Below are 14,103 nucleotides of genomic sequence, written 5' to 3' on the forward strand. Positions count from 1 at the left end.
TTTGCAAACTTGTTAATGTTTGTCGTAACGCAGTGAAGACGGATAAGTTGCAGATGACAGCTACGGTAAAAAATGGCAAAGATAAGCCTTCTTAAGTGCGACGATTATAACAGAGTTAACAGCGCCGTTAAAGAATCTGTCCATCTTCTCGGCGGCATATCTTCTTTTATTAAACCCGGCGAAAAAATTCTTATTAAGCCCAACCTTTTAGCTCCTAAAGAACCGTCAAAAGCGGTTACAACCCATCCTGAAGCGGTAAAAGCGGTTATACAGCTTGTAAAAAGCGCCGGCGCAACGCCCATAGTGGGAGACAGTCCCGGCGGAGCCGTAAGAGATATAAAAAATCTTTGGAAAGTAACGGGAATGGAAGATATTTGCACGCGCGAAAAAGTTGAGCTTGTAAATTTTGAAGCCGCGGGTTCTAAAGCTTTTGACATTGGCGACAATAACGTTAAGCGGGTTAATTTTTCAAACGCGGTTTTAAACTGCGACGGCATTATAAACGTTCCTAAATTAAAAACGCATTCTCTTATGGCTTTTACGGCGGGCATAAAAAATCTTTACGGCTGCGTGCCCGGGTTAATGAAGGTTGAGTATCATAAACTTGCCTCTAAAAATAAAGATTTCGCGCATTTGCTTGCAAATATATATCTTTTCTTAAAAAACAAAATACGTTTTACAATTATAGACGGAGTTTTGGCAATGGAAGGCAACGGTCCAAGCTCCGGAGAAATAAGGCGGTTAAATGTTATCGCCGCAAGCGCCGATACCGCTTTACTTGACGCAGTTATGCTTACTTCATTGCGCCGCGACATTTCAAAGAGCGAAATATTTAAGAAATTGATGATAAGCAAAAAAGACACCGACGGCGCCGAAATAATAGGCAACGCGCGCCAAGATTTTAATTTTGAAAATTTTAAATTTCCGTCTTTAAGAAAACTTGATTTAATGCCCAAACCTTTAATTAAAATTTTAGGAAAATTTTTGTGGGTGCACCCTGAAATAAACGAAGATGTATGCGTTAAGTGCATGATGTGTAAAAAATCCTGTCCGGCAAATGCCATATATAAAATTGAAAGCGGTTACCCGCGCGTGGAAGACAAAAAATGCATAAGCTGTTTTTGCTGCCATGAAATGTGTCCGTATAAAGCCGTAGATTTTGCAAAAAGTTTTCTTGCAAAAATTTTTATCAAGGAGGATTAATAAATGGCCGTTACTTTAAGAAAAATCCAAAACTACGCCGAGTATATTCCTCTAAGAATAATTTTATTTTTTATTCTTCTTTTGCCGGTAAGCTTTGCGCAAAAAATAGGCGACAAGCTGGCGTCGTTTTTTTATTATTTTATTCCTTACAGAAAAAAGCACGTTATTAAAGAACTTACTCTTTCATTTCCGGAAAAATCTCAAAAAGACATACAAACAATAGCCAAAAATGTTTACAAAACGTTTTTCGGCATGATAGTTGACGTTGTGTTTTTTTCTAAAATGCCCGACGAAAAAATAAAAAACATGATGACTTACGACAAAACTATTATAGCTAACGCTTTTGCCAAAGGGCGCGGGGTTGTTTTAATGCCGGCGCATATGGGCAGCTGGGAATGGACGGCGCTTTCGTTTTCAAAAGATTACCCTATAAATATTACGGTTACAAAACAAAAAAACGAGCTTTTTGACAAAATGCTTAACGAATCAAGAATGAATAAAGGCTACACCAATATTTACAAAATATATAAAACGCCTATGATGTTTAGAGATTGTTTAAACGCGTTAAAATTAAACCAGTCTGTTTCTATTCTTTCAGATCAAGACGCCGGCAGAAACGGAATGTTTGTTCCGTTTTTCGGAAGGCCTGCGTCTATGCCAAGGGGGGCGGCGCTGCTTGCGTTAAAGGCGCAATGTCCCATTATTTCAGTTTTCGGCATAAGGCAAAAAGACGGTCATATGAATATGGAAATACATGATATCCCTCTTCCAAACACGGGAAATAAAGAAGAAGATATTCGCATTATAAACACAACATACTCGCACCAGCTTGAAGACGTAGTCCGCAGGCATCCCGAGCAATGGTTTTGGTTCCACCGCAAATGGAAAACGCAGCAGATGGTAAGAGGTTAGGAGGGTAGGAAGATAGGTAACGGCAAGTTGTTAAAGTAGAAAGTAGGAAGGAGTAAGGAGCAAGTAAAAAATAATAAGTAATAGGTAATAAACTGCAGTGTCGTTAATTCCCCTTTTTATAAAGGGTTAATGTTCAAAAAGTGTGGTTTTTTTGGGGTTTTTAAAGAAAAAAAACCATTTAACAAAAGCGATTTTATGTTTTTTAGTAAGCCCATTATGACGGCGTATATTTTCTTTTAATGTCTTAAATAGATTTTCTAAATAATTCGTATTGCTTGCTATTTGACGATCTTTTAAAAAATAGAAAATATCTTTTAACGAGTCTTTTAAAAAAGTATTTGCTTTGTTTATTTCTTTGTATTCATAGCTTTCATTTGGCAAAGATTTTATAAAAGGTTCATATTTCAAACGCCAGTTTGTGTAAGCATTTTCAAATTCTTCTTTATTCTTTTGGCTTTTAATTCTTGAGCAGGCAATGGCAATGCTTTTTAAGTCTTGCGCCGCTTTTGTCTTAGAGTTTTTATGCAAAAACCTGATTGTTTGGAAACTGGCATGGATCAAACATCTTTGCATTATGGCATTAGCCCAAACATCTTGAAAGACTTTCAATATTGTTTGATTCGCGTCGGAAATTAAAACTTTTGGTCTTAATCCAAATGCTTTTAATCTGTCAAAATAGTTTCTTGCTTGCTGATAGTTTTCGCTTCTAACAAATTCGCAGAAAAATATCTTTTTTGTTTTGTTATCAGCCAAAACCAAAAAGCAATTGCCTCTGTGAAAATATGTTGCATCATAAAGAACATGTGTGATTTTTGACAGCTCTTTTTCATCACAAAGATTAGGCTCTTTTGAAAGCCAGTATTTAAGTGTCCTTCTAATTGTAGATTGCGAATGCTCTGACAATTTTGATAATTGTTTTACAGTGTAGCCTTGTGTAATCCACAATTTAAACCAAACTTTCTGTTTCTTGAGTTTGTTGCTACGGTTCTTCCAAATAAATGTTCTTAAGCATTTAAGACACTTAAATCTTGTTTTGTTTTGCTTTGTTTTTCCATGAATTCTTACGGCATTGCTTTTACAATACTTACAGCGTTTTTAACACGTTTATTAAACCCTTTTGATAATCATTGTATCAATATTTCTTTTTGTCGTCGTAATCTGGTTAGAAAAATACCTCTTTTAACCACACTTTTTGAACATTAACCCTTATAAAAAGGGGGTGAGTGTGCGACGAATAAGGAGCACGAGCCACGAACGGGCGCGAGATGTGAGCGCACCGGAGTCCGCGTAGCGGACGGGGTATTTGTTTTTTGTCATTGCGGACTTGATCCGGAATCTATGTTTAAATAAAAAAGATTTTTGCCAAATGAAAAAAACTAAAAATAATTTTATTGAAATTTCTATAAAAGTTGCCGAGGGTAATGTTTTAAAAAATCTCGGCGGGCCGTTTGGCGCGGTTGTTGTTAAAAACGGAAAAGTTATTGCCGCCGCCGGAAATTCGGTTACCAAAAAAAATGATCCTACCGCTCATGCTGAAATAGAAGCCATAAGAAAAGCCGCAAAAAAACTGAAAACTTTTGACCTTTCATCTTGCGAAATTTATTCTTCGTGCAAACCTTGTCCTATGTGTTTAAGCGCTATATATTGGGCAAATATAAAAAAAATTTATTACGCGGCAAATTCAAAAGCCGCCGCGCGCGCAGGTTTTAGAGACGATTTTATTTATAAAGAATTTGCAAAACCGGCGGAAAAAAGAAAAATTAAGGAAGCACAACAAAATGCGCCGTCTAAAAACAACCCCTTTAAGTTGTGGAAAAAATCCCAACAAAAGGTTAAATATTAATATGCCAGTAAGTCAGGGGCAGTTCGTTGTTCCACGAAAGTATTTTCTTGTATATTAAATTTATTTTTTGGTATAATCATTTTATGTAATAGTGTTAATTAACTTAATCTTATTATGAAGAAGCGCTTGAGAAAAACAATGAAAACACAACACAACACAACACAACACAACACAACACAACACAACACAACACAACACAACACAACACAACACAACACAACACAACACAACACAACACAACACAACACAACACAACACAACACAACACAACACAACACAACACAACACAACACAACACAACACAACACAACACAACACAACACAACACAACACAACACAACACAACATACTCCCTTAAACGCTGCTGTAAATTTTTCATATACAACAATAGAAAGCTAGTTGCATTTTTAATGCAACCGGCTTTTTTCATTTATAAAACAAAAAGTAAAAATACAATTTGAAAGAGGAAAAAAAATGAAAAAACTTTTGCGCGCTGTTATTACATTTTTTGTATACGCCTGTCATACCGTGCTTGACACGGTATCCATGTTAAATAAAAAACGGATTCCGATTTTCATCGGAAGCAGGAAAGCCGTTACTTTCTCCTTACTCCTTGCTACTTTAACCTTGTTTTTGGCAACGCCAAAGGCTAATGCCCAAACCTCGGTCAATAACATCACAGATTTTATGGCCATAACAACCTCAACAGACAATTACAATATATCTTTAGCAGACAACATAATGTTTTACATCGGCTTTAATGTTTTAAGCGGCACAATTACCGGAAACGGATTTGCGTTAGACGGACAAAGTGCAAACCCCGGAATGAGGCTTCTTTCCGGAAACAGTTTGTTTTTTTATGGACCCATAACGTTTCAAAACTATGCAAGATCAGCGGGTGATAACGGACAGATATCGTATGGAGGAGCGTTGTTTGTAACCGGAGCGCACAATGTGCATTTAGATAGCGCAACTATAGTAAACTTTACATCGTCAACAATAAGTTTTGACTCCAATAGAGCATCTGTTGGAAACAATGGAAGCGCCGCGCGAGGCGGAGGACTATTTGTAGGAGGAGTGACCGCCGCCCAATCGGCAAGCGCCAGCAGCGCCACGGCGGTAGTAAACTTCACATCGTCAACAATAAATTTTGTGCTCAATACTATGTACTGTTCAGGCGCTAGATCCATAGTGCAAGGCGCAGGACTATTTGTGGGAGGAGCGGTTTCCGGCGGAGCATATACCGGAGTAGTTAATTACAGCAGCGGCGGCACAGCGGTAGTAAATTTCATATCGTCAATAATAAACTTCACAAGCAATAGAATATCCGGAATGGCGCCAATGCAAGGCGGAGGGCTTTTTGTGGGAGGATCGGTTTCCGGCGGATCATATAATGCCGGAGCAAAGAATTTCAGTAGTAACGGCACAGCGGTAGTAAATTTTGCATCATCAACAATAAACTTCTCAAACAATGCGTTAGATGTAAATAGAATCGCGCAAGGCGGAGGGCTATTCGTAGGCGGGGCAGTATCCGCCGGAGGATATAACTCCGGTAACGATTCCAGCAGCGGCACAGCATTAGTGACTTTCATAGATTCGGAAGTTAATATAGACAGTAACGCCGCGCAAGACGGCGGAGGAATGTTTATAGGCGGCTCAATTTCAACAGGTACATCTTATGGTAGCGTTGCATCAGCCAACGGCATAGCGCAAGTAACGTTTGCAGGGTCAACAATAACAATAACAGGCAACACCGCAAGCGCCAGCGGCGGAGGAATATATATAGCGGGCAACTATGGCAACGGCGCCAGCGGAGGGCAAGCAAGCCTAATATTTGAAAACGCAAACGTAACAATAGCAAGCAACACGGCAACAAACGGAAGCGCAATATACGCAGTAAACGGAGCAAGCGTAGTATTTAATAACACAAACATAGAATTTTTATGGAACAAAAGCGCCGGAAACGGAATAGCGCATTGGGACGCAAGCTCATATGTTGGGTTGGAGAATGTAAAAACAATAAAAGCAATAGGAAATCAAGCCAATAACGGCGGATTTTTGTATTTGGTAAATGGCGTTACAGTAACGTTTGCAGGAACGGCAACATTTGACGGCAATAAAGCAACTACAAACGGCGGAGCATTGTATATAACGGGCAATACAAGCCAGATAATTTTTGCAGATGGCAGCACAATAACATTTACAAATAACAACGCGGCGCAAGGCGGAGCAGTATATGCAACAGCCGGAGCAAACGTAGTATTTACAACCGGAGCGCATTACGTAGTAAGCAACAACACGGCAACCTACGGCGGATTTATAGCGGTAAATAATGCAACAGCAACGTTTAAATCGGGAGTAGATTTTAGCTTAAGCAATTCAAGCGCAACTTACGGCGGATTTTTATATGCAACAAATAATGCAATAGCCAATTTTGAAAATGTATATGCATCTTCAAACAGCGCGGCATTAGGCGGATTTATAGCAGCGGAAAGCGGAGCAGTAATAAACATAGGAAGCGCAGTAATAACCGGCAACGTAGCAACCAGCAGCGGAGGCGCAATATATTTGCAAACCAGCACGGCGAATTTTAACAGCGCGGGCGGCGCAATAGTATTTGCAAGCAACACGGCAAACGGAAAAGCGAATGATATTTACGCAGCGGGTTCGTTTATAAATTTCAACGCGGTAAATAATCAAATAAGTATATTTGACGGAATCTATGTCGGAAACGGCGGAAACAACACAATAAGCAAAACGGGATTAGGGGAATTGTATATAAGCGGAAATAATTATATGCAAGGCAACTTCAACGTAACGGCAGGAAGCGTGACAATAGATATGTCAACGTTTACATTTGAAAACGGAAATTGGAATGTAACAACATCGTCGGGCGTGCAAATAATAAATTCAGTAGTAACAATAGCAAATACAGTGGTATCAAGTTTTACAAACAATGCCTCTAATAACAATGGGTTATTGTATTCATATATGTCCACAATAACATGGACGGGAAGTAATGTAACGTTTGCAAACAACGCGGGGTTGAATACTTTTATTAATCTTTATTCAGAAGCAATTTTTGATGGGGTAAGGGTTGATTTTACAAGCAATACTACAGAAGGAACGAGTGCGATTCAGAATTACGGAGTTGTTAAATTTATAGGTAGCACAGTAACGTATGCGGGAAATACTCAAGGCAGTGATAGCGCTGTATTTAATCTTAGCGGTTCAACAATGAGTCATAGCGGGGGAAAAGTCAGTTATATAAGCAATAGCGGCGTGGGAAATTTTGGTGGAGGCGCAGCAATAGGAAATCAGGGAAGTTTCTTGATTTACGAAAATGAAGAAGTAACGTTTATAGATAATTTTATGAGTAATACTTCCTACGGAGGCGGCGCGCTGTATAATTATTATGGGGAAGTAAAGTTTAGTGGAAGCGAAGTATTATTTGACAGTAATAGCGTAACAGAAAACGGAGGAGCGATACTAAATTTTGGTGCGCAAATGGAATTTACAGATTCGAAAGCTATATTTAAAAATAATGCGGGATATAATGCAGGAGCGGTAGGAAGTTGGCAGAGCACAACAACGTTTAGCGATGTTGTATTTGATTCAAACGTAGCAGTATCAACCGGCGGAGCAATAGCGGCAATGCAACAAAGCTACATGTATTTTGTGGGGGTATCATCATTTATAGGAAACACAGCTACAGATGATGCAGGAGCAATAGGCATAGAAGAGAGTTATTTGGAGTTTAGCAGCAAAACATATTTTACGGGAAATAAAGCGACAGCAGGTGTAGGCGGAGCGATAGGTGTAATAAATTCCGCAGTAGCATTTAATAACGACGCAGTGTTTACTGCAAACACAGCCGGAGCAAACGGCGGAGCGTTGTATTCATATCTGTCAACAATAACATTTACGGGCGCAAACGCAATATTTACAGGAAACAAAGCGTTAACCGGAAGCGGAGGAGCAATCTACGCAGTGGATGATTTGGTCTTTGACGGAGCAAACGTAGATTTCACCGGAAACGAAGCGTTAAGCGGAAACGGAGGAGCAATATTTGCCGACGACACAATACTAACAATAAAGAACGCAGTGATGACGTTTATGAACAACAAAGCATTGCTTGGCGGAGCAGTGTACGCAAGCAACAATTCAAACATAACATTGTCGGGTCGTGGAAGTTTTACAGGAAATGAGGCGAATGCCTCAGGAGCCGCGGTTTACGTAACAGGCGGCAGCACAGTAACAATAGAAGCCGCAAACGGCGATATAATATTTAGCGGCAACAAGGTTGCCGGAACGCCAAACGATATATACGCGGACAACAATAGCCGACTAAACTTAATAACCTCCGGAACCAACACAATAAGTATAGCAGGAGGAATATTAAGCAACACAGCGGGCAGCGCAATAGAAGTAAACAAAACGGGAACAGGAACGCTCTTTATGGGCGGTGACAACGAAGTCTGGGGCAGCTTCACAGCGACAGCGGGAAAAGTAGTGCTGTTGGAAAGCGCAACGTTTAAAGCAAACAACATAATATTTAACGGAGCCGGGTTCGACATGACCGACGACATAGACTTTGACGGCAGCTACTTAAACACAGTAAACGTCAAAACGTTTGAAAGCGACACGCAAATGTTGATGGACGTGTTTGAAAATGGAACAAGCGACCAAGTGTTTGCCGACAGCGCCACAATAGGCGGTGACTTAACGTTGAAAGTAGAAACGGGCAACTACAATAACGATACGTATTACGATTTAATAATATCAACGGTAAACCAAATATACGGAGCGTTCACAAGCTCGCAAATAGTAACAAACGGATTAACAAACCTGCAAAGCAAAATATATTACGAACAGTTTACATCGTCGGAAGTAATAAGATTGTGGCTGAGAGGCGTGTATAATTCAAATTTTGAAAGTATTGGTAACGCAACGTTTAACCAAACGGAAGTAGCAAAAGCGTTTGACAAGTTGTCGGTAGATAACACAGTAGCGGTGCATCAGTTTATAAGCAACCTGTGGAACAGCGGCGCATATACAAACGAAGAAAAAAAGAGCATATTGTCGGAAATATCGCCGTATTTCATAACAAACGTAATAGAAAGCGCAGCGCAAGACAGCGACAATAACGAGTTGTATGACAGAATAAAAAACCACAGCACAAGAAACCACACAAACAGCGCAATATGGGCGCAAGTAACGGGAGGAAACACAAAGTTAGGCGGCGACGAAAACAGCCTTGGCGAATACAAAGATAATAGATACGGAGTAATGGCAGGGTTTGACATATACTTTGGAAGCATGAGCAGCATAAACAAAACGATGTTGGGAATATATGTAAATTATAAAGACCACAGCATAACCCAGCAGGAAAGCAAAGCGACGCTAAACAAAATGGGATTAGGCTTCTACGGCGGATATATAGAAGAAAGCTACGAAATAAAAGCAATGATAAGCGGAAGTAAAGACAGCTACGAAACAACAAGAGCAATAAAGCTGAACGGATTTGCAGCCGACAGAACGGCAAGCGGAAAGTTTGACGGATTAACGTTAGGAGCGGACGTAGAAGGCGCATTGAAATATGGTATAGCAAAGAACACAATATTCAGACCATACGCAGGAGCAGAATTAAAGAACGTGAGCTACGACGGCTTCACAGAAGCCGGAGCAAGCGAACTAAATCTAAAAGTAGAAGCAGGCAACTATTTAAGAACAACAGCAAGGTTAGGAGCGGGAGTAAACTACGACGACAAAACCTGGGCAGGGTATGTAAACCTTGAAGGAAAATACTTGCTGACAGGCAAGAAATACGAAATAGAAAGCGTATTTGAAGGAACAGACGTGAAGTTCTTAAGCAGAGGCTACGAAGAAAACGGATTGATATTAGGAGCAACGCTCGGTGGAAGCGTCCGAATAACAGAAGGCCTAAAATTCTTCATAAACGCCAACGCCTACACAGCCGAAAAGTTCACAAACCTCTACGCAAACGCGGGATTGAGATATAATTTCTGCGGAATAACGCACAAAGAAAAACCGGTAGTTGTAGAACAACCAAAACCGGAACCAATACCGGAACCTGCAGTAAACAAATCTGAATCAATAGATATGAGCGACGATAAAGTAGTGGAAGAACAAAAAGTTGAAGCGTTAGCCAGAAGAGAACGCCCGATGATAAAAAAGTTTGATATGAAAGCGGCAAGCTTTGCCGTAGGGAAAGCAACATTAACGCCGAGAGCAAAAGCAGATATAGAGAATATGGCAAATGAAATGAAGAAATACGAATACACATCAATAACAATAGAAGGACACACAGACAGCACAGGAAAAGCAAGCACAAACAGAACGTTGTCAAAAGCAAGAGCAAAAGCAGTGCATGACGAGTTTGTAGCCAATGGAATAAGCGCAGCAAAAATGTATTACATAGGCTTCGGTCACACAATGCCCGCCGACACAAACAAAACAGTACAAGGCCGAGCCAACAACAGAAGAGTAGAAATATTTGTAGAATAGCTATAACGGCAAAGTGAAAAGTGGAAAGTGAAAAGTGAAAATAACGGCAAAGACAATTACAAAGTTTACTAAATGTAAGATGTGTTTCTGATGGGCTGTAAAGCTAAAAGTGTAAGTAAGAATAAAAAAACCGGAAGAGTTAAAACTCTTCCGGTTTTTTTGTTTGTTGTTAATTGCACTTTACACTTTAAAAACTATAAGAAACGCATCTTATATTTAGTAAACATGGATTCCCAATGCAAGCACTTGGGGATAACGCTTCGCGTCACTTTTCACTTTGTTATTATCTTCAGCGCTGCCTCAACCACCATATCAGGCGTTATATCGTTAAGACATTTTGGTTTGTCGCCGTAGGCGCAGGGAATTCCTAAAACGGTTCTTGTGTAGTTACATGGGGAACATGACTGTTTAACATATAAAATTTCAGCTTTATGACTTACGGGAAAAGAGTTTCCATTGTTTGCGCCGTATAGGCCTATAATATTTGTATCTGTAGTTGCAGCTATATGAATTGTTCCTGTGTCAACTGAAATTAGTAAATCCGTCTGCTCAAAAACGGCTTTCAGTTCAGTTAAAGAGGTTTTCCCGCAAAGATTGTAAATACTAATAGAGTTGTTATTACGAGCCAAAGGCGCAGCACTCTGTCGTTTGTTATAGCTGTCATCCTGAGGGCAATTGCCCTTCAGGGTCTGCTTTTTAAGCCTTTCAGTCTCTTCGTATAATGTTTTTGTTCCAAGAATATAAAAATCAATTTCAAATTTGCTATTTAGAGATTTTATTATTTCAATAACATGTTCAGCGGGGTAAATTTTTTTATTTCCTTTTATTTCGTCGCCGCGTAAAGAAAAAGTTACGGCGTATTTTTTTGTTCTGTTTAAGAGAACTTTTACTTTTTCTCGCGTTTCATTTTTTGTTGTCGGCAAAACAGGCATAGTAAAATTATCGTTTTCCAAATAATTTCTGACTATTGTCTGATATCTTTCAACCATGTGCGTGTTATCGGAATCTTTTGGAAGGGGAACAATTTTTGTAAGCGTATTTAAATTTGGATTTAAAATATCTTTACCGCACCACCATGTAAGAGGTCCTACCGTGTTTTTTATTTTTATCAATGAAACGGCTTTTGCAAAAAATCTTGAGTGATCTAAAAATATACAAGTATCAAAATTAGAATTTTTTATTTTGAAGTAATTTGTAAAAAACCAGCGAAGCTGATCTAATCTTTGTTTAAGCGCGCTTTTTGTAAAAGAAAAATTTGTGTAGATTACGGAGTTAACAAAATTAAAATCAATAAAACTTTTAACTTTAATTGAAGTAATAAGCGTTATGTTTGTGTCGGGCAGAGTTTGTCTTAGCAGTTTTAAAGCTGATGTAGCCATTACAAAATCGCCTATATTGCCGTTAGTTATAACAAGAATTTTTTTCATTTTAGCGCCTTTAAAATTTCGCTTGCTTGCTCTATTACGGTTTGAGGCGTTATTTTAAGCATACATTCGGCTTCTTTTTTCGGGCATGGGTTATTTTCTATAAGTTTTCTATACATGCACGGGGAGCATTCGGTTTTTATGTATATTGTTCGCGCATTGTGCGACATAGGCATAGATTTTTGCGGCGGCGTAGGTCCGTAAAGAGCTAAAATGTTTGCGTTTTGCGTTGCCGCTAAATGAGCTATACCGGTATCTACGGTTATAAGTAAATTCACGCGGCTTAAAAAATTTGTAAGTTCTAACAATGAAGTTTTGCCGCATAAATTATATACTACGGTCGGGGGAATGGGGTATTGACCGGAAATTAGTTGCTGCGCTAATTTTGAATCTTTATTTGAGCCTGTTATATAAAAATCCGCATTAAAAGTTTTTGACAGTTCTTTAATTACTGTAGCAAAATTTTCAAGCGACCACACATTAGAAGAATCTTTTGAACCTGCTATGCAAAAAGCAATATTTATTTTATCTTTATTTTTTATGAAGTTTTGCGCGTAATCGTATTTTTTTATATTTGGAACTACAGGCAGCGCATTGTTGTAAAAATTAAAGTAAGATTTTACTATTGTCTGGAAGCGCACAGACATGTGAACGTTGTCCTGATTTTTTTGAACGTGCACGGCATGCGTGTAAAATTTTGCAAGCGGGTCTGCAATATTATTTCCCGTCCAAAACATATCGGCGCCTGCAAGGTTTGGAATGCGACATATTTTTGCAAGCATTACGGTAAGTTTTGAATGCGATAGAATTATGCAATCATCAAACTTTTTAAAATAAATTTTAGGAATGTTTCTTGCCGTCCACAATAAGTTTTTTATTTTATAAAATAAACCGGCTTTAGGATATAAAGAAAAAACGGCTTCGTCTATTACAGGGTTATTTTTTATAAGCTCTTTTAAAGCTTTTGGGGCAAGAACGGCAATGTAATACTCGGGATACGTTTGTTTCAGCGCCGCAATAGCCGACGTTGCCCAAATAAAATCCCCAATATGAAGAGATGAACAGCTGATTAAAATTTTTCTCATTTTTTTAAAGTATCCAAAATTTTTATAGCTTCTTGGGTTACGGTTTCGGGTTTTATTAACTCAAGGCATTTTGGCTGCGGATACGTTGGGCATTTGTAATCGGAGAATATTTTTTTTAAAGAACAAAGGGCGCAGTCCGTTTTTGTCCATAAAGTGACGGCTTTTGAAGACATTGGTCCCGTTGTCGCCGGAGACGTTGCGCCGTGCAGGGAAATTATATTTATATCCGTAGTTGCCGCAAGATGTATTACGCCGGTGTCTAAAGAAATAAGCAAATCGGTTAATTTGAAAAATTCTCTTAAATTCAGCAGCGTGGTTTTGCCGCATATGTTACGGACGTTTTTCAATTTAATTTGTTGCGCATAGCCGTAGTCGTTTTTTGCTCCGACTATATAGAAATCTATATTATTATATTTATCGGTTAAATAGTTTATAATTTTTTCAAAGTTTCCGATATCCCATACGTGTGAAGTGTTTTTTGAACCTTTTATGCAAAGCGCAACATTAATGTTGTTTTTGTTTTGTAAAAGTTCTTGAGCATTTTTTGCGCAATGCGAAGAGTTCGGCAAAACCGGCATTGCATTATTGTAAATTTCAAAGTAATTTTTAACTATAATTTGAAATCTTGCGGAGGCGTGTATTGCGTCCTGATCTTTCGGCAAAGCTATTATACGAGTGTAAAATTTTGAAAGCGGGTCAAGAATATCAAAACCGGCAAAAAATAAATCTCCGCCGACAATATGTTTTATACGGGCAAATTTGGCTATTAAAACGGATATTTTAGAAGAATCAAAAATTAAAATTGAATCAAAATTTTTAATAAAAATTTTAGGTATAACGGTTGCCGCCCAGAAAAGTTTTTTTACTCTTGATTTTGCGTCGTTGTTTGAAAAGGGAGAGTAAATAACTTTATCTATAACGGGATTTTTTTCTATAAGTTCTTTAATAGACTCGGGCGCAAGAACGGTAATCTCAATTTCGGGGTAAGTTTTTTTTAGTATTGCAAACGCAGAAGTAGCCCATATAAAATCTCCCATATGAGCGGTCATGCTTATTAAAATTTTTTTATTTTGTGCGTTCATAAATTCTATTTTAAGACAAGTGTAAC

Annotated in this window: 8 protein-coding genes; 4 read left to right on the forward strand and 4 right to left on the reverse strand. The window is 38.6% G+C overall.

What is annotated here, in order from left to right:
• Nucleotides 1-72 precede the first annotated feature (72 nt).
• Both Epro_RS01630 and Epro_RS01635 read left to right on the forward strand, forming a co-directional pair.
• Entirely contained in the window at nucleotides 73-1,203 is a 1,131-nt protein-coding gene (locus Epro_RS01630; protein ID WP_052569968.1) for a DUF362 domain-containing protein, read from the forward strand.
• Between the two features lie 3 nt (nucleotides 1,204-1,206).
• Nucleotides 1,207-2,115, forward strand: a complete 909-nt coding sequence (locus Epro_RS01635) for a lysophospholipid acyltransferase family protein (protein ID WP_052569969.1) — start codon at nucleotides 1,207-1,209, stop codon at nucleotides 2,113-2,115.
• Nucleotides 2,116-2,241: 126 nt separating this feature from the next.
• Here Epro_RS01635 and Epro_RS01640 read toward each other — a convergent pair whose 3' ends face one another.
• Nucleotides 2,242-3,060, reverse strand: coding sequence for a transposase (locus Epro_RS01640; RefSeq protein ID WP_158408978.1), 819 nt, complete (start codon nucleotides 3,058-3,060; stop codon nucleotides 2,242-2,244).
• Between the two features lie 421 nt (nucleotides 3,061-3,481).
• Between Epro_RS01640 and Epro_RS01645 the strand changes: the two genes are divergently transcribed.
• Entirely contained in the window at nucleotides 3,482-3,958 is a 477-nt protein-coding gene (locus tag Epro_RS01645) for a nucleoside deaminase (RefSeq protein ID WP_052569973.1), read from the forward strand.
• A gap of 687 nt (nucleotides 3,959-4,645) precedes the next feature.
• Nucleotides 4,646-10,486, forward strand: coding sequence for an OmpA family protein (locus Epro_RS01650; protein ID WP_052569974.1), 5,841 nt, complete (start codon nucleotides 4,646-4,648; stop codon nucleotides 10,484-10,486).
• Nucleotides 10,487-10,758: 272 nt separating this feature from the next.
• On the opposite strand, the gene Epro_RS01655 is transcribed toward Epro_RS01650, so the two are convergent.
• Genes Epro_RS01655 through Epro_RS01665 form a run of 3 tightly spaced genes read right to left on the reverse strand, consistent with a single transcriptional unit; the run spans nucleotide 10,759 to nucleotide 14,077 of the window.
• Nucleotides 10,759-11,913: a glycosyltransferase family 9 protein gene (locus tag Epro_RS01655; RefSeq protein ID WP_052569976.1), complete on the reverse strand. Its 1,155-nt coding sequence runs from the start codon at nucleotides 11,911-11,913 to the stop codon at nucleotides 10,759-10,761.
• A complete protein-coding gene (locus Epro_RS01660) occupies nucleotides 11,910-12,995 on the reverse strand; it encodes a glycosyltransferase family 9 protein (RefSeq protein WP_052569979.1) in 1,086 nt (361 codons plus the stop codon). The genes Epro_RS01655 and Epro_RS01660 overlap by 4 nt, the downstream gene beginning before the upstream one ends.
• On the reverse strand, nucleotides 12,992-14,077 hold the full coding sequence (locus Epro_RS01665; RefSeq protein ID WP_052569980.1) for a glycosyltransferase family 9 protein: 1,086 nt from the start codon (nucleotides 14,075-14,077) through the stop codon (nucleotides 12,992-12,994). The genes Epro_RS01660 and Epro_RS01665 overlap by 4 nt, the downstream gene beginning before the upstream one ends.
• Nucleotides 14,078-14,103 lie beyond the last annotated feature (26 nt).

Origin of the sequence: Endomicrobium proavitum, assembly GCF_001027545.1 — a bacterium.
Classification (GTDB): domain Bacteria; phylum Elusimicrobiota; class Endomicrobiia; order Endomicrobiales; family Endomicrobiaceae; genus Endomicrobium; species Endomicrobium proavitum.